General features: G+C 58.9%; 20 protein-coding genes and 1 pseudogene. 13 read left to right on the top strand and 8 right to left on the bottom strand.

Features of this window, described 5'->3' with window-relative positions:
* Positions 1 to 210 precede the first annotated feature (210 nt).
* The 8 genes from hflK (IAI51_RS03430) to cfaB all read left to right on the top strand — a co-directional run bounded on the left by hflK (IAI51_RS03430) (position 211) and on the right by cfaB (position 9,494).
* Positions 211 to 2,172 (top strand): protease modulator HflK, encoded by a 1,962-nt coding sequence (gene hflK, locus IAI51_RS03430; RefSeq protein WP_187677207.1) that lies wholly within the window; start codon positions 211 to 213, stop codon positions 2,170 to 2,172.
* Positions 2,169 to 3,206, top strand: coding sequence for a protease modulator HflC (hflC, locus tag IAI51_RS03425; protein ID WP_187677206.1), 1,038 nt, complete (start codon positions 2,169 to 2,171; stop codon positions 3,204 to 3,206). The genes hflK (IAI51_RS03430) and hflC overlap by 4 nt, the downstream gene beginning before the upstream one ends.
* Positions 3,203 to 4,264 (top strand): protease modulator HflK, encoded by a 1,062-nt coding sequence (hflK, locus tag IAI51_RS03420; RefSeq protein WP_187677205.1) that lies wholly within the window; start codon positions 3,203 to 3,205, stop codon positions 4,262 to 4,264. The genes hflC and hflK (IAI51_RS03420) overlap by 4 nt, the downstream gene beginning before the upstream one ends.
* Positions 4,261 to 6,162 (top strand): heavy metal translocating P-type ATPase, encoded by a 1,902-nt coding sequence (locus IAI51_RS03415; RefSeq protein ID WP_187677204.1) that lies wholly within the window; start codon positions 4,261 to 4,263, stop codon positions 6,160 to 6,162. The genes hflK (IAI51_RS03420) and IAI51_RS03415 overlap by 4 nt, the downstream gene beginning before the upstream one ends.
* A 118-nt stretch (positions 6,163 to 6,280) precedes the next feature.
* Positions 6,281 to 6,532: a hypothetical protein gene (locus tag IAI51_RS03410; RefSeq protein ID WP_187677203.1), complete on the top strand. Its 252-nt coding sequence runs from the start codon at positions 6,281 to 6,283 to the stop codon at positions 6,530 to 6,532.
* A 65-nt stretch (positions 6,533 to 6,597) separates the two neighbouring features.
* The gene (locus IAI51_RS03405; protein WP_187677202.1) at positions 6,598 to 7,443 is read left to right on the top strand and encodes a DUF692 domain-containing protein; all 846 of its coding nucleotides are present in this window, start codon (positions 6,598 to 6,600) and stop codon (positions 7,441 to 7,443) included.
* Positions 7,434 to 8,222 carry a DNA-binding domain-containing protein gene (locus IAI51_RS03400; RefSeq protein WP_187677201.1) on the top strand — a complete coding sequence of 263 codons (789 nt, stop codon included), beginning with the start codon at positions 7,434 to 7,436 and terminating at the stop codon, positions 8,220 to 8,222. The genes IAI51_RS03405 and IAI51_RS03400 overlap by 10 nt, the downstream gene beginning before the upstream one ends.
* 84 nt (positions 8,223 to 8,306) lie before the next feature.
* Positions 8,307 to 9,494 carry a C17 cyclopropane fatty acid synthase CfaB gene (gene cfaB, locus IAI51_RS03395; protein ID WP_187677200.1) on the top strand — a complete coding sequence of 396 codons (1,188 nt, stop codon included), beginning with the start codon at positions 8,307 to 8,309 and terminating at the stop codon, positions 9,492 to 9,494.
* A 6-nt stretch (positions 9,495 to 9,500) separates the two neighbouring features.
* Here the strand turns inward: cfaB and cls are convergent, their stop codons facing one another.
* Positions 9,501 to 10,940: a cardiolipin synthase gene (gene cls / locus IAI51_RS03390; protein WP_187677199.1), complete on the bottom strand. Its 1,440-nt coding sequence runs from the start codon at positions 10,938 to 10,940 to the stop codon at positions 9,501 to 9,503.
* Positions 10,941 to 11,073: 133 nt separating this feature from the next.
* Between cls and IAI51_RS03385 the strand changes: the two genes are divergently transcribed.
* On the top strand, positions 11,074 to 11,592 hold the full coding sequence (locus tag IAI51_RS03385; protein WP_187677198.1) for a DUF3617 domain-containing protein: 519 nt from the start codon (positions 11,074 to 11,076) through the stop codon (positions 11,590 to 11,592).
* 72 nt (positions 11,593 to 11,664) lie between these two features.
* Here the strand turns inward: IAI51_RS03385 and IAI51_RS03380 are convergent, their stop codons facing one another.
* The 6 genes from IAI51_RS03380 to folE2 are packed head-to-tail and all read right to left on the bottom strand — an operon-like array spanning position 11,665 to position 16,871.
* On the bottom strand, positions 11,665 to 12,996 hold the full coding sequence (locus IAI51_RS03380; protein WP_187677197.1) for a dihydroorotase: 1,332 nt from the start codon (positions 12,994 to 12,996) through the stop codon (positions 11,665 to 11,667).
* Positions 12,997 to 12,999: 3 nt separating this feature from the next.
* Positions 13,000 to 13,560, bottom strand: a complete 561-nt coding sequence (locus tag IAI51_RS03375) for a DapH/DapD/GlmU-related protein (RefSeq protein WP_187677196.1) — start codon at positions 13,558 to 13,560, stop codon at positions 13,000 to 13,002.
* Positions 13,557 to 14,432: a metal ABC transporter substrate-binding protein gene (locus tag IAI51_RS03370; RefSeq protein WP_187677195.1), complete on the bottom strand. Its 876-nt coding sequence runs from the start codon at positions 14,430 to 14,432 to the stop codon at positions 13,557 to 13,559. Before IAI51_RS03370 ends, IAI51_RS03375 begins: the two co-directional genes overlap by 4 nt.
* 11 nt (positions 14,433 to 14,443) lie before the next feature.
* Positions 14,444 to 15,310 carry a metal ABC transporter permease gene (locus IAI51_RS03365; RefSeq protein WP_187677194.1) on the bottom strand — a complete coding sequence of 289 codons (867 nt, stop codon included), beginning with the start codon at positions 15,308 to 15,310 and terminating at the stop codon, positions 14,444 to 14,446.
* Positions 15,310 to 15,978 (bottom strand): metal ABC transporter ATP-binding protein, encoded by a 669-nt coding sequence (locus tag IAI51_RS03360; protein ID WP_187677193.1) that lies wholly within the window; start codon positions 15,976 to 15,978, stop codon positions 15,310 to 15,312. The genes IAI51_RS03365 and IAI51_RS03360 overlap by 1 nt, the downstream gene beginning before the upstream one ends.
* Positions 15,975 to 16,871, bottom strand: coding sequence for a GTP cyclohydrolase FolE2 (folE2, locus tag IAI51_RS03355; RefSeq protein WP_187677192.1), 897 nt, complete (start codon positions 16,869 to 16,871; stop codon positions 15,975 to 15,977). Before folE2 ends, IAI51_RS03360 begins: the two co-directional genes overlap by 4 nt.
* A gap of 280 nt (positions 16,872 to 17,151) precedes the next feature.
* On the opposite strand from folE2, the pseudogene IAI51_RS03350 reads away from it, so the two are divergent.
* From IAI51_RS03350 to IAI51_RS03340, 3 genes and pseudogenes are all read left to right on the top strand, one after another.
* A pseudogene (locus tag IAI51_RS03350) lies at positions 17,152 to 17,439 on the top strand (N-acetylmuramoyl-L-alanine amidase); the annotation flags it as partial.
* A 176-nt stretch (positions 17,440 to 17,615) separates the two neighbouring features.
* Positions 17,616 to 18,821, top strand: a complete 1,206-nt coding sequence (gene zigA, locus IAI51_RS03345) for a zinc metallochaperone GTPase ZigA (protein ID WP_187677191.1) — start codon at positions 17,616 to 17,618, stop codon at positions 18,819 to 18,821.
* Positions 18,821 to 19,471 carry a DUF1826 domain-containing protein gene (locus tag IAI51_RS03340; protein WP_187677190.1) on the top strand — a complete coding sequence of 217 codons (651 nt, stop codon included), beginning with the start codon at positions 18,821 to 18,823 and terminating at the stop codon, positions 19,469 to 19,471. Before zigA ends, IAI51_RS03340 begins: the two co-directional genes overlap by 1 nt.
* Positions 19,472 to 19,475: 4 nt before the next feature.
* Here the strand turns inward: IAI51_RS03340 and IAI51_RS03335 are convergent, their stop codons facing one another.
* Entirely contained in the window at positions 19,476 to 19,832 is a 357-nt protein-coding gene (locus tag IAI51_RS03335) for an NADH:ubiquinone oxidoreductase (RefSeq protein ID WP_187677189.1), read from the bottom strand.
* A 40-nt stretch (positions 19,833 to 19,872) separates the two neighbouring features.
* Here IAI51_RS03335 and IAI51_RS03330 point away from each other — a divergent pair, with 40 nt between their 5' ends.
* Positions 19,873 to 20,844, top strand: coding sequence for a CobW family GTP-binding protein (locus tag IAI51_RS03330; RefSeq protein WP_187677188.1), 972 nt, complete (start codon positions 19,873 to 19,875; stop codon positions 20,842 to 20,844).
* The last annotated feature ends 1 nt before the right edge of the window (position 20,845 follow it).

Below are 20,845 nucleotides of genomic sequence, written 5' to 3'. Positions count from 1 at the left end.
GCTTACTCCTGGTTGAGGGATGCGGATCGCTAACGGTAGTTCTTGAGTAAAATTACGAGCGTAATATGTGCGCTCCCGAACATTTCGGTCAAGGCTTCAGGCAAGCGACAGCTTGGGCGTTCTTAGATAAGCGCAATTTGTGGACGAATATTTCACGTATTTCGTTATATCGTAACGATATGAGATGAGAGCCGATGGCGTTGGGGTGATATGCAGGTCGATCTGGAGGTTGATGGCACGCAAGTGGCCGGATTGCCGCGCTTTCAGCAGGCGGTTACGCAGGGCCGCCGATTGCGACGGCTGGCAATTGCGTTGGGGGGATTGGCCGGGGCAGGGTGGGTGCTGGCGTTTTTTGTCGCACTGTTTGCGCCGCAATCGTTGTGGGTTCCGCTGTTGATCAACCAGAGCGCGGCGTTGCTGGTGCTGGTTGCCGGGTTGCAATCGGCTTGGTGGGTGACGCGATGGCGGGCACGGGTGATCAATCCTGTCGTACCGAATCCTGCGCCGATGGAGCAGCCTGGCGCGCCGGATGGCTGGTACGAACGGCTGCTGGATCGACTGAGTCAACGCAGCCTGCACCTACTAAGTCTGATCGGTGCGGCGACGTTATGGCTGGGCGCTTGGGCAGTGCTGGCGGTGATCAGCATTGAGCAGGTGTGGAACCTTGCCTTACCGCCCGCCGCTGTAGGGGCGTCTGCCACCGTCGGCGCGGCATTGGCCCTGTTGTTGGCGTTTGGTTTGCTGGTGCTGGAGCGGCAATTGGCTCAGCAAACCCCGGCGCAATGGCCTGAAGCGAGTTCGCTGGCGCAACTGTCGCGAGTCGCGATCATCAGCCTGGTGGTGGGGGCGCTGTGTTTGTTGTTCGCCAGCCAGACCGCCTTATGGCCGGTTCGCCTTGCAGTGCTGATCGGCATCTTGCCGGGGTTGGTCGCGATTGAATTTCTATTGCGTGCCGTTCTTTCGATATTCAGCCCGCGCCGCGATCAGCTTGAACCGACGCTACTGGCGCGCAGTTTTGTCGCCGACCTGCTGCGTTGGCCGCCTCAACCACTGCTCGCGCTGCAGCACGAATTGCACAACCGCTTCGGCATCGATCTGCGCCAGATCTGGGCGTTCAGTTACATGCGTCGTGCGTTTCTTCCGGTGTTGGCACTGGTCGCGGCGTTCGGCTGGTTGCTGACCGGTATCCACGAAATTCCCCTGCAAGGTCGTGGCATCTACGAACGTTTCGGCAAACCGGTGCAGGTGTTCGGCCCTGGTTTGCACTCCGGTTTGCCATGGCCACTGGGTCGAGTGTTGAACGTCGAAAACGGCGTGGTCCATGAACTGGCGACCAGCGTCGGCGAAAACCCGGCACCGCTGCAATTCGATCCCGCCGAAGGCCCAGCACCGATCACAGCAAATCGCCTGTGGGACGCCAGTCATGTGAACGATAAATCCCAAGTCATCGCCAGCAGCCGGGGCGAGCAGCAGAGCTTTCAGATCGTCAATATGGACGTGCGCTTCGTCTACCGCATCGGTCTGAGTGATCAGGCAGCGTTGGCTGCAACCTACAACAGCGCCGACGTGCCGACTCTCATCCGCAGCACCGCCAGCCGAATTCTCGTCCACGACTTCGCCTCCCGCACCCTCGACGGTTTGCTCGGTGCGGACAGGGTAGGGCTGGCGGAAGAGATCGGCCGTGCGGTGCAAAATGATCTGCAAACACTCGACAGTGGCGTGGAGATTCTCGCCACGGTGGTTGAGGCGATTCACCCGCCGGCCGGCGCCGCGAACGCCTATCACAGTGTGCAAGCGGCGCAGATCGGTGCGCAGGCGTTGATCTCCCGCGAGCGCGGTGCTGCTGCCGAAGCGAGCAACCAAGCGCAGTTGCAAGCCAGCCTTGCTCGCGATCAGGCCAGCGCCAACGCCCGCGAAATCGGCGCAGCCGCACAGGCCGCTGATTTGAAATTCAGTGCCGAACAAAAAGCCTACGTCAGCGCCGGCCAGGCGTTTGTGCTGGAGCAATACCTCAGTCAGCTCAGCCAAGGCCTGAGTAAAGCCAAATTGCTGATCCTCGACCATCGCCTGGGCGGCAGCAGCAACGCGCCGACCATCGACTTGCGCACGTTCACGCTGCCGGCTGACCCGACGCCCGCGCGTACCACCGCTCAACCAGGAGTTGCCCATTGAGCCAGTCGCATACACACGATCATCATGACCACGGCGGCCACGATCACGGCCACGGCGGGCATCACCATCATCACGGTCACCACCACGGTACGCCGGAGGAGGCGGGGCCATTTCCTTGGCGGCGCATGGGTTGGGCGGCGTTGCTGGTGGCGTTCGCCATCGCCGCAGCGAGTGCGGTGCAAGTGCGCTCCGGTGAAGCGACTGTCATTACCCGTTTCGGTAACCCGTCGCGAGTTCTGCTCGAGCCGGGGTTGAGCTGGCGCTGGCCGGCGCCGTTCGAAGCGGCGATCCCGGTGGACTTGCGCCTGCGCACCACCTCCAGCGGTTTGCAGGATGTTGGCACCCGCGACGGTTTGCGCATCATCGTCCAGGCTTACGTTGCCTGGCAGGTGCAGGGTGACCCGGACAATGTGCAGCGCTTCATGCGTGCGGTGCAGAACCAACCCGACGAAGCGGCGCGGCAGATTCGTACGTTTGTCGGCTCTGCCCTGGAGACCACCGCCAGCAGTTTCGACTTGGCCAACTTGGTGAACACCGATGCCAGTCAGGTGCGGATTGCCGATTTCGAAGCACAATTACGTCAGCAGATTGATCAGCAATTGCTCGCCACTTATGGCGTGCGGGTGGTGCAGGTCGGTATCGAACGGCTGACGCTGCCCTCAGTGACACTCACTGCCACGGTTGATCGCATGCGCGCCGAGCGTGAAACAATTGCCACCGAACGCACCGCAATCGGCAAGCGTGAGGCGGCGCAAATTCGCTCTGCCGCCGAACGCGATGCGCGGATTGTGCAGGCGGATGCCTCAGTGAAAGCCGCCGATATCGAAGCGCAATCTCGCGTTGAGGCCGCGCAGATTTATGGTCGCGCCTACGCGGGTTCGCCGCAGCTGTACAACCTGCTGCGCTCACTGGATACCCTCGGGACCATCGTCACCCCAGACACAAAACTGATACTGCGCACCGATGCCGCGCCGTTCCGCGTGCTGGTCGATGGCCCGCCAAATCTCGACAGCAAATCCGGATCGCAGCCATGAATGAAGAAGTTCCACGTGGAACACATTCGTTGAGCAGTCCGTGGATTCAGGCGGGACGCTTGGCCTTTTTAGCCTTGTACGCGGTGACGGTGTTGGCCGCATTGGCTTGGGTGTTCTCTAATGTGCGGCAGATTGATCCGCAGAATCGCGCCGTGGTTTTGCACTTTGGTGCGCTGGATCGCATCCAGAACGCCGGCCTGTTATTGGCCTGGCCACAGCCGTTCGAGCAGGTAGTTTTGCTGCCAGCGGCGGATCGTGTGATCGAGCGTCGAGTGGCGAATCTGCTGCGCAGTGACGAAGCGCTGAAAGCTGAACGGGTCGCTTCATTCGCCACACCGATCAGCGATGCGTTGGCCGGATCTGGTTATTTATTGACCGGTGATGCCGGTGTGGTGCAGCTGGATGTGCGGGTGTTTTACAAGGTCACTGACCCCTATGACTTTGTGCTTCAGGGCGAGCATGTGGTGCCGGCGCTGGATCGTTTGGTCACGCGCAGCGCCGTGGCACTGACGGCCGCTCGGGATCTGGACACCATTCTGGTTGCCCGACCGGAACTGATCGGCGCCGACAATCAGGCTGCCGAGCGCCGCGAAAGACTGAGGGGTGATCTGGTGCAAGGCATCAACAAACGCTTGTCCGAACTGAAGGCGAGCGGGCAGGGCATCGGTGTCGAAGTGACGCGGGTCGATGTGCAATCGAGTCTGCCCGATCCTGCCGTCAGTGCCTTCAACGCCGTTTTGACCGCCAGTCAGCAAGCCGACAAAGCCGTAGCCAACGCGCGCACCGATGCCGAGAAACTCACCCAGACCGCCAACGAACAAGCTGACCGCACGCTGCAAGTCGCCCACGCTCAGGCGGGTGAGCGCTTGGCCAAAGCATCTGCCGACACTGCGACGGTGTTGCGCCTGGCCAAATCTCAACAACAAGGCACCGACCCGCAAATGCTCTTGCGTCTGTACCGCGAGCGCATGCCGAAGATCCTCGGCCAGGCCGGATCGGTGACCACAGTCGATCCGAAAGACGATTCCCGCCTGATCATTCAGGGAGCCAGTCAATGAGCGCGACCACCCCAGCACCGAGCCTGTTGTCCTCGGCCGAACAACGTCGTGCGGCGAGGCAATTGACCTTGGCGATGCTCGCCCTGGGTTTGCTTGGCCTCGGCTTGATCTGGCGTTGGCTGGCGCCGGAGCAAACCGGTGTCAGCCAGTTGCTGCTCGGTTTTGCTTCTTTATTAGTGGCGGTGCCGGTGATGCGTTCGGCGTGGTACAGCCTGCGTTATCCAAGCCTGCACGGCATCACTGATCAACTGATTGCTTTGGCGATGCTCGGCGCTTGGGCGACGGGTGATCTGCTCACTGCGGCTTTGCTGCCGATCATCATGATCTTCGGTCATGTGCTGGAGGAGCGCAGCGTCATCGGTTCGCAGGAAGCGATTCATGCACTCGGCCAATTGACCCGCAGCCATGCACGAAAGATTCAGGCTGACGGCTCGATCATTGAAGTGGACAACGGCACGCTGAAACCGGGCGATACCGTTGAGGTGCGTGCCGGCGATCGGGTGCCGGCTGACGGTCGAGTTCTCTCTGGCCAGGCCAGCCTCGACACCGCTTCTATTACCGGAGAGTCGGTTCCGGTAGAAGCTGCAGTGGGCATGACGGTGTTCGGCGGCGCGATCAATCTGGACGGCCTGCTGCGAATCGAAGTGAGCCGTACCGGAGACGAATCGACGCTCGGCAAAGTCATCGCTCTGATGCAAAACGCCGAACGCTCCAAACCGCCAATCACTCGATTGCTTGAACGTTATGCCGGCAGTTACATGGTGCTGGTGTTGCTGCTGGCGGCGGTCACCTGGTTCATCACCAACAACGCGCAAGCGATGCTTGCGGTGTTGGTGGCGGCGTGCCCTTGCGCCTTGGTGTTGTCGGCGCCAGCCACGGCGATTGCCGGTGTAGCGGTTGCGGCGCGGCACGGGATTCTGATCCGCAGCTCGGCGTTCCTCGAAGAACTGGCCGACCTCACATCGCTGGTGGTCGACAAGACCGGCACTCTGACTTACGGCACCTTGCGCTTGCAGTCGATCAACAGTTCGCGCGCGGATCAATCGACGGTCATGGCGCTCGCCGCCAGCCTCGGCGCGGCGAGCAGTCACCCGGTCAGTCGGGCACTGGCAGGCTTGGTCAGTCAGGAAGGCTATCTGCCGCTGAGCGAAATCCACGAGCGGCAGGGACTCGGTATCGTCGCAATGACCGCGCAGGGCGAAGCAGCGCTTGGTCGGCCAGAGTTGTTCGGCCAATTGAAAATCGCCACGACGAGTATTCCCGAGCATGACGGCCCCATTGCCGGCCTGGCCCTGAACGGTGAATTTCTAGCTTGGCTGTTGTTGGCCGACAGCGTCAAACCGGAAGCCCGGTTTGCTCTCAATGAATTGCGCGAATTGGGCCTCGGGCGGCAATTGTTGCTGACTGGCGACCGACAAAGTGTCGCCCAGACATTGGCGCAAGAAGTCGGCTTGCACGAGGTACAAGCCCAGGCCTTGCCCGAGGACAAACTCAATCGCGTACTCAAGGAAATCGACAACGGCTTCCGGCCTATGGTGGTCGGTGACGGCATCAACGATTCGCTGGCACTGAAGGCGGGCGTAGTCGGTGTGGCGATGGGTGCGGGCGGGGCAGACATCGCCTTGGCGTCGGCGGACATCGTTCTGATAGGCAGCGACCTGCGTCGCCTCGGCACTTGCGTGCGGCTGAGTCGTCAGTGTCGTCGCACCTTGCAGGTTAACGTGATCATCGGTCTGGGCTGGACGCTGGCCATCGTGGTATTCGCCGCGTTCGGCTGGTTGGGCGCCGCCGGGGCGATGATCGCCGCGTTGTTGCATAACCTCAGTACGTTGCTGGTACTGGGCAACGCTGGGCGTTTGCTGCGTTTTCAGGAGCCGCTGCTCAAGCTCAAGGAATAAATCTGAATATTTTTTCTGACACCTCTGTAACGCCGTCGGGACCGCTCTCTCTAGTGCTATGTCGTGACTGAACACACCGTCCAGCCGACACACCTGACGATTACCGAGGATAAGAAAAATGACTATCAAGACCGCTGCTGCTGGTGCCGCTCTCGCTTTGGCTGCCGCTACCCTGTTTGCCGGTGTCGCAACCAACGCGATGGCCGCTGATGCCAACGTTCACTGCTACGGCGTGACTGCCTGCAAAGGCCAGAACGACTGCAAAACCAAAGACCACGCTTGCAAAGGCTTGGGCTCCTGCAAAGGCCACGGTTTCAAAGCCATGACTCAAGCGGCTTGCGAAAAAGCAGGTGGCAAGGTCGGCGAATAACTGGCCGGCAAGTGCCGCCGCAGTGGCTCACGCCACTGCGGCCACTTTTAATCAGGAGTCTGCACATGTCCGCCTCTGTTCCCTTCCTCGGCTACGGCTTGGGATTGCGTAGCGCTTATTACCAGCAGATCCTCGAACAGTCGCCGGACGTGGACTGGTTTGAAGTGGTCTCCGAAAATTTCATGGTGCAGGGCGGCAAAGCCCTGTATTACCTGGATGCCATCGCCGAGCGCTATCCGCTGGTGATGCATGGCGTTTCCCTCTCCATCGGCGGGCCGCATGCCCTAGATGCGGACTATCTGAAACAACTCAAGCAACTGGCCGAACGGGTCAACCCGGCGTGGATCTCCGATCACTTGTGCTGGAGCCGCGGCAACGCCCATCAGTTGCACGATTTGCTGCCTCTGCCTTACACCCAAGAAAGTCTTGAGTACATTGCCCAGCGAGTGCGCCACGTTCAGGATGTTTTGCAGCGTCCGTTGGTGCTGGAGAACGTCTCCAGCTATGTCCGAGCCGCTTCAGATGATTTCACTGAATGGGAGTTTCTTGCTGCCCTGAGCCGGGAAAGCGGCTGCCAGTTGCTGCTGGACGTCAACAATGTCTACGTCAGCTCACGCAATCACGGCTTCGATCCGTGGACATTCATTCAAAGCCTGCCGGCGGACAAGTTGCGTCAACTGCACCTGGCGGGCCATAGCGATTACGGCGATTACGTCATCGATACCCATGACCAACCAGTGAGCGACCCCGTTTGGGCGCTGTATCAACGTACATTGGAGCACTTCGGGCCGGTGGCTACTTTGCTGGAACGTGATGATCATTTTCCGCCTTTTGAAGAGTTGCTTGATGAACTGCAGAAAGCCCGGCAGTCAGGTGACACGGTTCTGGCCGGGAGACAGCAATGCGCCTGAAAGAATGGCAATCTGCATTTGAGTCGTTTTTGCTGGATGAGGGGGCAACAGCCCATCCGCTATTGAGCACCAGCCTGATCGGCGGGCCGACACTGGATGTCGGCACCGGTCTGGCGATCTATCACAACGCCTATCTAGCGCGGTTACTGGAGGTGTTGCGCAACGATTTTCCAGCCATCTGGCACTGGATGGGCGACGAGGAATTTGACGCGCTCGCTACCGCGTACCTGCGCCAATCCCCGTCTGCGCATTACAGTCTGCGTTGGCTGGGCAAAGGCTTCGAAGGGTTTATTCGCGAGCATCTGGTGCCTGAGCAAAGTGCTCCTTTGGCTGAAATGGCAGTGGTCGAATGGGCATTCACGTTGGCTTTCGATGCGCCAGCGGGTGAGCCGTTAACCCTCGAAACAATGACGACACTGTCCGCGCAAGAATGGCCAGCGCTGCGAGTCAAACAGGCGTCTTGCGTTCAGTGGCTGGAATGCCGGTTCAATAGCTTTGCCCTGTGGCGCTCAGTCAAGGAAGAAACCGATTTCCCTCCCAGCCAGCCACTTCAAATCCCCCAGATCTACCTGATCTGGCGCAACGGTCTGAGCTGTCATTACCGCAGTCTGGAATCTGCCGAGACCAATGCTCTGAATGGCTTGGTAAACGAAGGTTGGAGTTTCGCCGAACTGTGCGCCGAGTTAGCAGTCATCTATGGAGAGGGCGCTCCACTTCAGGCAGTGACCTGGTTGAAACAGTGGGTGCAGGAGGGCCTGCTAGAGCGTCTGCAACGATAGATAAGGCTAATTAAATCGATAGCCTGCTAATTTTCCAGGATGGTCTACCCTCAGATTGGACGTCTGAAACATGGGGGATTTTCCATGCTCGTGCAACTTCCACCGGCCTTACAGAACCTGCAGCTTCCGCTTCGCCTGCGGCTCTGGGACGGCCACGAGTACAATCTGGGCCCGGCGCCCAGTGTCACCATCGTGGTCAAGGACCCGCAGATGGTCAGCCAGTTCACCCATCCAAGCCTGAACGCCCTGGGGGCGGCGTTCGTTGAAGGCAAGCTTGAACTGGAGGGCTCGATCAGCGAGGTCATCCGGGTCTGCGACGAACTGAGCAACGCTTTGCTCAATGAAGACGAAGACAATCAGCCTGTGCGGACCTTGCACGACAAGGAAACCGACGCCAAAGCCATTTCCTACCACTACGACCTGTCCAACGCGTTCTACCAGCTCTGGCTGGACAGCGACATGGCGTATTCCTGTGCCTATTTCGAGACTGGCAGCGAGTCACTCGAACAGGCACAGCAAGCCAAATTCCGTCATCTGTGCCGCAAGCTGCGTTTGCAGCCGGGCGATTATCTGCTGGATGTCGGTTGTGGCTGGGGCGGACTGGCGCGTTACGCTGCGCGGGAATTCGGTGCCAAGGTCTTCGGCATCACACTGAGCAAGGAACAACTCGAACTGGCGCGCGAGCGCGTCAAGGCCGAAGGTCTGGAAGACCAGATCGAGCTGCAATTGCTCGACTACCGCGATCTGCCGCAGGACGGCCGTTTCGATAAAGTCGTCAGCGTCGGCATGTTTGAACACGTTGGCCACGCCAACTTGGCTGAGTACTGCAAGACCCTGTTCGGCGCGGTGAAGGAGGGCGGTCTGGTGATGAACCATGGGATTACCGCCAAGCACATCGATGGCCGTCCGGTCGGGCGCGGCGCCGGGGAGTTCATCGAGAAATACGTATTCCCCAACGGTGAGTTGCCGCATCTGTCGATGATTTCCGCCGAGATCAGCGAAGCAGGCCTGGAGATTGTCGACGTCGAAAGTCTGCGCCTGCATTACGCCCGTACGCTGGATCACTGGAGTGAGCGGCTGGAGGACAACCTCGAAGCGGCCGGCAAACTGGTGCCCGATCAGGCGCTACGGATCTGGCGGCTGTACTTGGCCGGTTGTGCTTACGCGTTCGCGCACGGCTGGATCAATCTGCACCAGATCCTTGCGGTGAAAGCACACGCCGATGGCAGCCATGAACTGCCATGGACACGCGACGATATCTACCATCCTTGATGGTTTTTAGAGAATCGGTGAGATCAGCCGGGCGATCCGCATGCCGACTTGTTGCAGGCGGTGGACCTCCCGGCTTTCTTCTTTGGCGATCTCGTAGGCTTGCTCGAAATCCTGTTTGAGCATGTGTTCCACGTTGGCGGCGAAGTCGCTGTCGACGGTCAGCAGCATCACCTCGAAATTCAGCCGGAACGAACGATTGTCCAGATTGGCGCTGCCGATCGCGCTGATCTCGCTGTCGATCAACACCACTTTCTGATGCAGGAACCCAGGCTCGTAACGGAACACCCGCACGCCTGCACGCACAGCCTCAAAGGCATATAGGCTGGACGCGGCGTAGACGATGCGGTGATCGGGGCGCGACGGCAGCAACAGGCGCACATCGACACCGCGCAACACCGCCAGACGCAACGCCGCAAACACGGCTTCATCCGGAATGAAGTAAGGGCTGGTGATCCACACCCGCTCTGTCGCTGCGTGAATGGCTTCGACAAAGAACAGCGAACAGGTTTCGTAGGCGTCTGCAGGGCCAGTGGCGAGCAATTGGCAGAGCACGCCGTCGTCAGGGTATTCGTCCGGCAGGATCAGCGGCGGCAACGTGCGCGCGGCCCAGAACCAGTCTTCGGCAAAGGATTCCTGCATGCACGCTACTACCGGGCCGCGCACTTTTACGTGAGTGTCGCGCCACGGTGCCAGCGGCGGTTTCTCGCCCATGTATTCATCGCCGACGTTGTGCCCGCCGACAAACCCGACCACGCCATCGACCACGACGATTTTGCGGTGATTGCGGAAGTTGACCTGGAAGCGATTGAGCCAGCCGCTGCGCGTGGCGAACGCTTTGACCTCGACGCCGCCATCACGCAGCGCCTGCACATAACTGTGGGGCAGGGCGTGGCTGCCGATACGGTCGTAGAGCAGGTGAATGGTCACGCCTTCGGCAGCTTTCTTCAGCAACAAGTCACGCAGGCGTTGGCCAAGGCGATCGTCATGGATGATGAAGAACTGGATCAGCACTGCTTCCTTCGCTTGATCGATGACCTGGAAAATCGCGTTGAACGTCTCGGTGCCGTTCACCAGCAACTGGACTTCGTTGTTCGCCAGACACGGCATGCGCCCCAGTTTCGGCATCGCACGCAAGGAAGCGTAGGCATTCGAGGCGCGCGCGGTCAGGGCTTCTTCCACCCACGGGCGCCAGTTCAGCTCGGAAATGGCCAGGCGCATCTGCTCGTTGGCCTGGCGGCGCGCCTTGATGTAGCCATCGAAGGTGCTGCGACCGAACACCAGGTACGGAATAAGCGTCAGGTAAGGAATGAAGATCAGCGACAATGCCCAGGCGATCGAGCCTTGAGCCGTGCGCACCGTCAGCACCGCATGTATGGCAGCGATCAAGCCGAGGGTGTGTATAAGGGCGATCAAATAACCGAAAATGTGCGGTCCAAAATAATCCATGGGGCAGCCTTGCTCCGCAAGATTTTGATGCCTTAACAGACCATGTTCTGTGGCGAATGTCGCTATTTAATTGGCGCATGAACCGAAGCAATCGGCCGACGTCTAACGGCCACTACTGATCAGGAGTTTCTCGATGAACGTTCGTCTGCTGGGTTTGGCGTTGGGCCTGGGTTTGGCATTGCCGGTGATTGCGCAGGCGCAAATGCTGCAGCCGGGGTTGTGGGAAATGACGTCGAGTAATGTGAAAGTCGATGACCAGCCAATGGATGTGCAATCGATCCTGGGTCAGCTTCAAGGCCAGATGACGCCGCAGCAACGGGCGGCGCTGGAGAAAAACGGCATCAATATCGGCGGCAAGGGCATCCGCGCCTGCCTGACTCCACAGCAAGTGGCGACCAATGATATTCCGTTGGCCGATCCACAATCGGGCTGCAAACAGCAGATTACCGAGCGCAGCGGTAACCAGTGGAAATTCCGCTTCAGTTGCCCGAAAGCTCAGGGTACTGGTGTGGCGACGTTCCTCAGTGATCGTGAGTTCACCACGGTTGCCAACGGTACGTTCAATGCCATTGGCATCAACCAGAAGGGCAGCCTGGAAACCCGTGCAGTGTGGCTGGGACAGGATTGCGGCACGGTCAAACCAAGAGCTTGAAAGCTTCGCGAGTAGCCTCGCTCCCACTGGTTGTGCGCTGTACTTGTGTGAGCGAGCCTGCTCGCGAAGGCATCAGCGCATAAACCGCAGCGGCAATCCCCGACACCCCTCATTCACCTGGCCCTCGTGCCAGGCAATCTGCCCTGACACCAACGTCATCCTTACCCGATGCCGAAAGCTTCGACCGGTAAACGGGGTCCATCCACACTGCGACAGAACCGGTTGCCGCGACACATCCAGCATCTCTGGTTTAACCAATACCAGATCCGCCCAATACCCGTCACGCAGATAACCCCGATCCGGAATCGCAAACAGATCCGCCACACGGTGGCTGATCTTCGCCACCAGCGTGGTGATCGGCAGCACACCCTCCGCCACGAGTTCCAGCAACGCCGGCAGGGCGTGCTGCACCAACGGCAACCCCGAAGGCGCTTCGGCATAGGGACGCTGCTTTTCGTCCCACGTATGGGGGGCATGATCACTGCCGATCACATCCAGTCGATTGCTGTTTAACGCTTCACGCAATGCATCGCGGTAGGCCTGAGTCTTGATCGCCGGATTGCATTTGATCAGGTTGCCGAGGCTTGAGTAGTCGCGATCATCGAACAACAAATGGTGCAGGCAGACCTCGGCAGTGATGCGTTTTTGCGTCAGGGGTTTGTCCTCGAACAGTTCCAGTTCAGGGGCGGTAGTCAGATGTAAAACATGCAGGCGCGTGCCGTGACGTCTCGCCAGATCCACGGCCAGTGAGGAGGAGCGATAACACGCCTCGGCATTGCGAATCAGTGCATGAGCCGCAGGAGGCAGATGAGTACCAAACCGCTCACGCAGGTTGGCCGCGTTGGCGTCGATACTCGGCGTGTGCTCGCAGTGTGCCAACAGAATCGTCGGTACCTCGGCGAACAGTCGTTCAAGAATCTGTGGGTCATCCACCAGCATGTTGCCTGTAGACGCGCCCATGAACACTTTGACCCCGGCCACTTCACAAGGATTGAGTGCGGCAACGGTGTCGAGATTGTCCTGGCTCACGCCAAAGTGAAAAGCGTAATTGGCCACCGAACTGATTGCCGCACGGCGCTTCTTATCCGCCAGCGCTTGGAGGGTGAGAGTCGCCGGATTGGTGTTGGGCATGTCCATGAAACTGGTGATGCCACCCGCGACCGCCGCGCGGGATTCGCTATGTATGCTGCCCTTGGCCGGCGCGCCGGGTTCGCGAAAATGCACCTGGTCATCGATCATGCCCGGCAGCAGCCATTGGCCTTTGGCGTCGATTTCCACGCGCGCGGTTTCACCTTCGATGCTGCGGGCAATCTTGACGATGCGGCCGTTGCTAACCAGCAAATCTGCGTCGAACTCACGCCCCTCGTTGACCAGTCTGGCGTTGCGGATCAGTACGCTGCTCATGGTTCAGAACTCGTTCTGCAAGGCTTTATAGCCGCGCACCAGATCGACGTTGGTGCGCGCCACATCTTCGGAAAACTCCGAAGCGCTGACGCTCACCGGCGGGAATAACGAAAGGTCGGTGTTCGGCCCGATCCGGGTAGTGGAGGGCACGTAGAACGCGTCCGGCAAATCACGACCGTCGACCACCGAGTTATGCCGCACCACGCAGCCGTCGCCGACCACGCAATTGAACAACACGCTGTTGAAGCCGATGAACACCCGGTCGCCGACCACGCAGGGGCCATGGACGATCGAGCGGTGAGCAATGGAGCTGAACTCGCCGATGGTCACCGCCGCACCGGATTTGGAGTGGATCACCACGCCGTCCTGGATGTTCGAATTGGCGCCGATGGTGATCGGCTCCATGTTGCCCGAAGCGTCCACTTCGTCAGCGCGGATGACTGCGTAAGGACCGACGAAGACGTTTTCGCCAATCACTACTTTGCCGCAGATGATCGCGGTTTTATCGACGTAGGCCGACTCGGCAATTTGGGGGAGATCGCCTGAAGGATTCTTGCGGATCATGGTTGGCTCAGCGCGTTGTAAAGGGTGTTGAGGTTGTATTCGAACAGCCCGGTGAAGGTGCTGGCCGGGCCGCTCGCCGCGAGGGCATCCGAGTAGAGCGTGCCGCCGATGTGGGCGCCGCTCTCGTCGGCGATCTGTTTGAGCAGTCGTGCGTCCTTGATGTTTTCCATGAACACCGCTTTGACTTTGGCTTGGCGGATTTGGGTGATCAGCGCAGCGACTTCTGCAGCGGAAGGGTCGCGTTCTGTGGACAGACCTTGCGGGGCTATGAAGTCGATGCCGTAAGCCTGACCGAGATAACCGAACGCATCGTGGCTGGTGACAATTTTGTGGTTGCCTGCTGGCAGCGATCCGAGCTTGGCCTTGGCTTTGGCGAGCAGGGCGTAGATTTGTTTCAGGTAGGTTTTACTGTTGCGCTCGTAGTCGGCCTTGTTCGTCGGATCAGCGGCGACCAGTGCCTTGGTGATGTTGGCGACGTACAACTCGGCGTTGGCCAGATTGTGCCAGGCGTGCGGGTCGGGAATGGTTTCACCGTCCTCATCGAGTGAACGTGGAATCACGCCATGGCTGGCACTGATGACTGTGGCTTGGGTGTCGGTGCTGTTCACCAGGCGATCCAGCCACGGCTCGAAACCCAAGCCGTTCTTGATGATCAGTTTGGCTTTGAGCAGCGCTTTGGCGTCGTCCGGAGTCGGCTCATAGGTGTGAGCGTCAGCGTCAGGCCCGACCATGTTGATGATCTGAATATGCTCGCCGCCGACCTGATGAACCATGTCGGCGAGGATGCTGAAACTGGTGACCACCGGCATTTTCTCCGCTGCCGATAAGGACATCGACAGCATCAGACTGAACAGCACGAGTAGAGCGCGCATCGGGAAACACCTCATTGGGATGTGAGCAAAGGCGGGCGGCGCAGCAGGCCATGGACCGGCCCGAACACCACGGACAGCAGATAACCCGTGCCAGCGACCAGCACGATGGCCGGGCCGCTAGGGAGCGAGTAATAGAAAGAGACGAGCAAGCCGAACCACACCGAGACGCAACCGATGATCGCCGCGATGGCAATCAGGGGCGGCAATCGGCGGCTCCAGAATCGAGAAGCGGCAGCGGGCAGCATCATCAGGCCGACCACCATCAACGCGCCGATCGCCTGGAAACCGATCACCAGATTCAGCACAACCAGGGTCAGGAATACGCCGTGGGCGAGAGGACCGAGGCGGCTCACGGTTCTTAAAAACAATGGGTCGAGGGTGTCGAGCAATAGGGGTTTGTAGATCAGCATCATCGCGATCAGGCTGAATGCCGAGACCCACAACATGCCATTGAGGGTTGGTCCGTCGACGGCCAATGCCGAGCCGAACAGTAGATGCAAGAGGTCGAGGCGTTTGCCGGCGATGCCCAGAATCAACACGCCACTGGCCAGCGATATGGGATAGATCGCCGCGAGGCTAGCATCTTCGCGCAGGCCTGTGCGGCGGGTAATCCAGGCGGCGAGGCCGGCCATGCTCAGACCCGCGGCGAGACCGCCAAAGGTCAACGCAGGCAGACTCAGCCCGGCGAACCAGAAGCCCAATGCGGCGCCGGGGAGGATGCCGTGGGCCACGGCGTCGCCGATCAGACTCATGCGCCGCAGGATCAGAAACACACCCAGTGGCGCGGTGCTGCAGGCCAATACCAGGCCCCCGAGGAGGGCGCGGCGCATGAAGACGAACTCGGTGAACGGTTGCCAGAAGTGAGCGAAGGTGAGCATCAGGCCACCTGAGTGTGAGGTGACTGCTGGATGAGTTCTGCGCTGGCGCCAAATACGCAATCTCCGTTTTTGATTAACAGCGTTTTTGGGATGTGTTGGCGGACGGCGGCGAGGTCATGGCAAACCACGACCAATGTTCGACCTTCGCCATGCCATGCGTGGATGTGTTGCCATAGCAGCCGTTGACCTAGCTCATCAAGTGCAGCATGGGGCTCGTCGAGCAGTAGCACAGGTGAGTCGGTCAGACTCAATCGAGCGAGCAGGGCACGTTGTAATTCTCCGCCGGACAGGGCCATCAGCGGACGATCTTCGAGTCCACTCAGGTGCCAGTTTTCCAGTGCCGCAGCGAGGCGTTGAGCGCGCAATTGCGTGGACAGTCGTCGTCCCCAGAAACCAGCGGCTACCAAATCTTGGAGACTGATGGGGAACTGGCGATCCAGATGCTGTTGCTGGGGGAGGAAGGACAATCCGCTTTGGCGTGGAACACTCAGGGTGACGTTGCCTGCCAATGGCTTTTGCAGTCCGGCGATGACTTTCAGCAGGCTGCTTTTGCCACAGCCGTTCGCACCGATGATTGCCGTGAGACTACCGCTGTCGAGTTCGAGACTGAGGGGGGATGTCAGCGGTTGACCGGGTGCGCCCCAACTCAATGATTGGCAGCGAATCATGCGTGCTCCCGGTGCCAGTGGCTTTCAGCAACGGCATCGTGTGCGTGCAAGCTTTCGGCGTGGATCACCCGCAGATGAAAAGCACTGACGCCGGGGGAGCGACGCAGTGCCAGACTCAGTCGACGCGCGGCGTCTTCGCAGAACATCAGATTCTGTCCATTGGCGAGTGCGAAGGCTTGTTCGTCAGCGCGTTTCACGGCGGTTTGGACGGCTGTTCCGAGTGCTGCTTCTGCGTCATTGATGAGTGCACTCAGCGGCAACTCATCGATGAATTCATCGAGATGAACATGCAGTTGTGCGGTGCTGCGTTGGCTGTGCGGCGTGGCGATGATGCCCTGGGTAGAACCGAGCCAAGTTAAAACGTCGGCGTGTTGTAGCGGCTTGTTTGCGAAGTCGTCGATGAATTGTTGCTGGATCAATTGTCTTGCGAGGGCTGCAGAACAAGGGCACGTCGAAGAGTAGGGCACATCGATTTTGAGTTCCACGTGGAACATTTCGTTTTTCAGACTGGCTGAAATGGTCGCTTGATACGATTTCCAACCGGCCAAAGGACTGACCAGTGCAGGCCTTTTCAGCAGAATCTCTGTATGGATATTCAGGTACGCGTTGTTGGATAAACCTTCATGGCTATCGACGAAACGCTGGAGTACGTAACGCAGCAAAGTAGGGCAAAGGTTGTCCCGCTCAAGGGTTTCCAGTGCCAGATACAGTCGTGACATATGAATACCGCGAGCATCGCCGTCATCAAGGCTTACACCTGCATCGACTTTGGCATTCAGCCGTTGGCTCTCTAACAAGACTGGCAAAGCGATGCCGCGCATGCCCACCCATTCGAGTGTTAACGCTTGGCGCGCAGCCTGCGCAGCGATATCCGGAAGTGTCAGCGAATTCATGTTCGGGACCATCGTGTTGATTGAATTTAATGTTACATTATAACAATTCAAATCACGACGCATTTTTCATGAACAGGCTTTCATATTCACAGATGCCACTTGCTCAATCTGATCCTCGCCGCCGTGTTCGCTTTAACTTTCACTGTCTCAGCCGCAAAGACAAAGATCCGCAGCGTGAGACTCTGAGCGCTCGGCGACACGGTGATTCGTTCGAACAATCAGGCAATCCCGACACTAAAGGTTCCACGTGAAACACCTCGGGATAGAACTCATCCGAAGCGCGACATCGGCGACTGCGCGTTTCATGGCACAGCGAGAGAACGGTGCGGATCTGCTCGGTGCGACCGGTTTGCTGAATCTGAAGGACAAGGATCCGACGCTCGCCGGTGTGATTCTCGACATGTCAATGAACGCTACCATCGCCGCGAGTTTGCAACTGGGAAGTACGATTCTCGGCAGTCTGGCCGGCATCACCACGTTGCATCAGAAGCGCGTGGAACAGCATTTCAGCGCAATTTTCATCACATTCCCCATCGGCGGACTGATGGCAGCTTCTGACTCTTTATCTCTAAGGGGCAAGAGCAAGGCTGGCTAATTCATGTTGTTATACTATAACATTAATTTGAGCTAAGCCTGATTCAGCCGATTTCAAGCGTTTACCTTCTACGAACCGTCGTATGAAGCCCAGAACGTCGCGCGCCACACAAAAGTGCAGATCGGCTGCTACCTGAAGAGGATTACCCAATGTCAGCCAAACTGCCCGTCACCGTTCTTTCCGGATTTCTCGGCGCTGGAAAAAGTACACTTTTGAATTACGTACTACGTAATCGCAAGGGAATGCGCGTAGCGGTCATCGTCAACGATATGAGCGAGATCAACATTGATGGCAGCGAAGTTCAGCGCGATGTCAGCCTGAACCGCGCCCAAGAGAAACTCGTAGAAATGAGTAACGGTTGTATCTGCTGTACGTTACGAGAAGACTTGCTCAAAGAAGTCAGCAAGCTCGCTCGCGATGGTCGCTTCGATTACTTGCTGATCGAGTCCACCGGTATCTCCGAGCCACTGCCGGTGGCAGAGACCTTCACCTTTCGCGATGAACAGGGACAAAGCCTCGCCGACATCGCGCGCCTCGACACCATGGTCACTGTAGTCGACGGCGTGAATTTCCTCATCGACTACCAGGCTGCCGAAAGCCTTGCCTCTCGCGGTGAAACCCTGGGCGAAGAGGACGAACGCTCCATCACCGATTTGCTGATCGAGCAGATCGAGTTTGCCGATGTACTGCTCATCAGCAAGATCGATCTGATCAGCCAACATGAGCGTGAAGAGCTGATCGCCATCCTCAAACGTCTCAACGCACACGCCGAAATCATCCCGATGGTGATGGGCGAAGTGCCGCTGGAGAAGATCCTCAACACCGGCCGTTTCGACTTCGAGAAAGCCGCGCAAGCGCCCGGTTGGTTGCAGGAATTGCGCGGCGAGCACGTCGCGGAAACCGAGGAGTACGGCATTGCTTCGACCGCCTACCGCGCGCGCCGGCCCTTTCACCCACAGCGTTTCTTCAGCTTCATCGACCGCCCATGGCTGAACGGGAAACTGTTGCGCTCCAAAGGTTTCTTCTGGCTGGCGAGCAAGCCTACAGATGCGGGCAGTTGGTCGCAGGCCGGCGGTTTGATGCGCCACGGTTTTGCTGGACGCTGGTGGCGTTTCGTGCCGAAAAACCAGTGGCCGCAGGATCAGGAAAGTGCCCAGGCGATCATGGAAAACTGGACGTCGAGTGTCGGAGATTGTCGTCAGGAACTGGTCTTCATCGGCCAAAACATCAATTTCCTACAGCTCTCTGCCGAACTGGATGGTTGTCTGCTGACCGACGATGAAATGGCGATCGGTGTTGAAGGCTGGCGATTGCTGCCGGATCCGTTCGGCCCTTGGCACGAAGAGGCTGCCTGATGCTCGCATTGAAACTCCAGCAAAACCGCACACGCCATCAGCATCAAGGCCCGACGCCCGAGGTGCTGACACGAATCCTTGAGGACGACACCAACCTCGCCGTCTGGCAGCGACAACTGCCGCTGCACATCGCCGATTTCGCTCACTTGCTGCTGTCACTCAACGAGCCTCTGGCCGAGTCGCGCTGCCTGGAGTTATCCGACGAGGAGGCAGAGCCGGATCTTACCGGGCTAGCCTTGGGGTTTCGCGATCTGCAAGGCTATGACGGCTTTATCGCTGATCTGAAATGGCTCGTGAGCGCCTTCGCGTGCCTGCTCGGCGCCCGGCGGATCGGCCTGCGCCTGCGGGTGTTGGATAAAGCCATGTGCCCACGCTTTCACGTCGATCATGTACCGGTGCGCCTGATCACCACCTACGCGGGAGTCGGCAGCCAGTGGCTCAGGGAAGGCGCAATGGATCGTCAGCAACTGGGCCAGGCCAACGCCGAGCCTCAGGAAGCAGGGCAGATCCAGCAACTCAAATGCGCTGATGTGGCGTTGTTGAAAGGCGAAAAATGGCACGGCAATGAAGGCTTCGGCCTGATCCATCGCTCGCCGCAACTCGCTCACGATGAGCGTCGACTGATCCTGACCCTCGACTGGCTCGGCTAACGGCTCAAGGCTTGAGCCAAGCACCCTGGCTCCGGCCTTCGCAGTAAGGTTTCAGATACGCGGCATCGGTGGCAACGCCGTAATAGTGGATGTCTTGGCGATAGGGCATATTGGCGACTTGCGCGTTGCTGCACACGCCGAAAGCTCCGGTCGGGCATTGATCGACGTACTGCACGTCGACTTTCTGCCCGGCTAGTGTGGGCTGGCAAAAGCCGTCGTTGAACAGCTTTTCCGGGATGTTGCGGTTTTGCTGGCAGACTTTGACGTCGAGCCGCTCGCCCTGACTGTGCACCACGCAGGCCTGGGCCAACACTTCGCTCGACATCATCATTAACAGCAACGACCATCCCATCCAACGCATCTTCAACCTCCTCAGAAGCTTTCCTCAGAAAATACCCACCATGTTGCAGAACATTCCTACTCATGTCATTGCAGGCCCGTTAGGCGCCGGCAAGACCAGCCTGATCCGCCATCTCATGACGCAACGGCCGGAAGGCGAGCGCTGGGCGGTGCTGATTAATGAGTTCGGCCAGATCGGCCTCGACGCCGCACTGCTGACCCGCGACGGCGATGGTATCGCACTGGGCGAAGTGGCCGGGGGCTGCTTGTGTTGCGTCAATGGCGCGCCGTTTCAGATCGGCCTCGGGCGGTTGCTGCGCAAGGCCAGGCCGGATCGGCTGTTTATCGAGCCATCCGGGTTGGGCCATCCGGCGCAATTACTCAAGCAACTGAGTGAAGCACCATGGCAGGGCGTACTCGCCATACAGCCGTGTGTGCTGGTGTTAGATGCCCAGTCGCTCAACGCGGGGAAAGCGCTGCCGGCTGCGCAACAGCAAGCGATGGCCAGCGCCGGCTTGTTGTTGCTTAACAAGGCTGAAAACATGGATGAGGTCGCTCTACAGAAAATATCCAGTCAGTTGCCACCCGTCAGGCTGATCTGGACGCAACAGGCGCAACTGTCCTTGAGCGAACTGCCAGGTCTGGCCATTCAAGCGGTGGCGGGTGTGGATAACTGGGTCGTGCCCAAAGGATTGGCGCAGATGCCGACGGTCTGGAGCGATCCGACGCAACCGATTTGCCTGAGTCAGGCGCAGGAGGGCGGTTGGAGTATCGGATGGCGCTGGCATCCGAGTCAGCAGTTAGACATGCATCGAATGGCCGTTTGGCTTGAAAGCCTTGTGTGGGCAAGGGCCAAACTGGTTATCCACAGCGCGGACGGCTGGGTTTCGGCGAATGCGCTGGATAACTCAATGCTGAACTGGACAGCCAGCGAATGGCGTAAGGACTCGCGGATCGAGCTGATCTTCGCCGATCCGCAAAATATCGATCAATTACAGGCTGGACTGGCGCAGTGTCGGATTCAGGCAGGCTGAC

The sequence above is a fragment of the Pseudomonas sp. N40(2020) genome, from assembly GCF_014472415.1.
In the GTDB taxonomy this organism is placed as follows: Bacteria; Pseudomonadota; Gammaproteobacteria; order Pseudomonadales; family Pseudomonadaceae; genus Aquipseudomonas.
The sequence above is the reverse complement of the archived record's forward strand: the minus strand, read 5'-3'. Positions and strand labels throughout refer to the sequence as shown.

What these genes read in the sequence shown, in the direction of transcription:
- cls (WP_187677199.1), bottom strand. Translation starts at nt 10,940, where the DNA reads ATGGATTATTTTGGACCGCACATTTTCGGTTATTTGATCGCCCTTATA.
- IAI51_RS03415 (WP_187677204.1), top strand. Translation starts at nt 4,261, where the DNA reads ATGAGCGCGACCACCCCAGCACCGAGCCTGTTGTCCTCGGCCGAACAA.
- hflK (WP_187677205.1), top strand. Translation starts at nt 3,203, where the DNA reads ATGAATGAAGAAGTTCCACGTGGAACACATTCGTTGAGCAGTCCGTGG.
- IAI51_RS03385 (WP_187677198.1), top strand. Translation starts at nt 11,074, where the DNA reads ATGAACGTTCGTCTGCTGGGTTTGGCGTTGGGCCTGGGTTTGGCATTG.
- IAI51_RS03400 (WP_187677201.1), top strand. Translation starts at nt 7,434, where the DNA reads ATGCGCCTGAAAGAATGGCAATCTGCATTTGAGTCGTTTTTGCTGGAT.
- IAI51_RS03370 (WP_187677195.1), bottom strand. Translation starts at nt 14,432, where the DNA reads ATGCGCGCTCTACTCGTGCTGTTCAGTCTGATGCTGTCGATGTCCTTA.
- hflK (WP_187677207.1), top strand. Translation starts at nt 211, where the DNA reads ATGCAGGTCGATCTGGAGGTTGATGGCACGCAAGTGGCCGGATTGCCG.
- folE2 (WP_187677192.1), bottom strand. Translation starts at nt 16,871, where the DNA reads ATGAATTCGCTGACACTTCCGGATATCGCTGCGCAGGCTGCGCGCCAA.
- IAI51_RS03410 (WP_187677203.1), top strand. Translation starts at nt 6,281, where the DNA reads ATGACTATCAAGACCGCTGCTGCTGGTGCCGCTCTCGCTTTGGCTGCC.
- IAI51_RS03380 (WP_187677197.1), bottom strand. Translation starts at nt 12,996, where the DNA reads ATGAGCAGCGTACTGATCCGCAACGCCAGACTGGTCAACGAGGGGCGT.
- IAI51_RS03335 (WP_187677189.1), bottom strand. Translation starts at nt 19,832, where the DNA reads ATGCGTTGGATGGGATGGTCGTTGCTGTTAATGATGATGTCGAGCGAA.
- IAI51_RS03365 (WP_187677194.1), bottom strand. Translation starts at nt 15,310, where the DNA reads ATGCTCACCTTCGCTCACTTCTGGCAACCGTTCACCGAGTTCGTCTTC.
- zigA (WP_187677191.1), top strand. Translation starts at nt 17,616, where the DNA reads ATGTCAGCCAAACTGCCCGTCACCGTTCTTTCCGGATTTCTCGGCGCT.
- cfaB (WP_187677200.1), top strand. Translation starts at nt 8,307, where the DNA reads ATGCTCGTGCAACTTCCACCGGCCTTACAGAACCTGCAGCTTCCGCTT.
- IAI51_RS03360 (WP_187677193.1), bottom strand. Translation starts at nt 15,978, where the DNA reads ATGATTCGCTGCCAATCATTGAGTTGGGGCGCACCCGGTCAACCGCTG.
- IAI51_RS03405 (WP_187677202.1), top strand. Translation starts at nt 6,598, where the DNA reads ATGTCCGCCTCTGTTCCCTTCCTCGGCTACGGCTTGGGATTGCGTAGC.
- IAI51_RS03375 (WP_187677196.1), bottom strand. Translation starts at nt 13,560, where the DNA reads ATGATCCGCAAGAATCCTTCAGGCGATCTCCCCCAAATTGCCGAGTCG.
- IAI51_RS03340 (WP_187677190.1), top strand. Translation starts at nt 18,821, where the DNA reads ATGCTCGCATTGAAACTCCAGCAAAACCGCACACGCCATCAGCATCAA.
- IAI51_RS03330 (WP_187677188.1), top strand. Translation starts at nt 19,873, where the DNA reads ATGTTGCAGAACATTCCTACTCATGTCATTGCAGGCCCGTTAGGCGCC.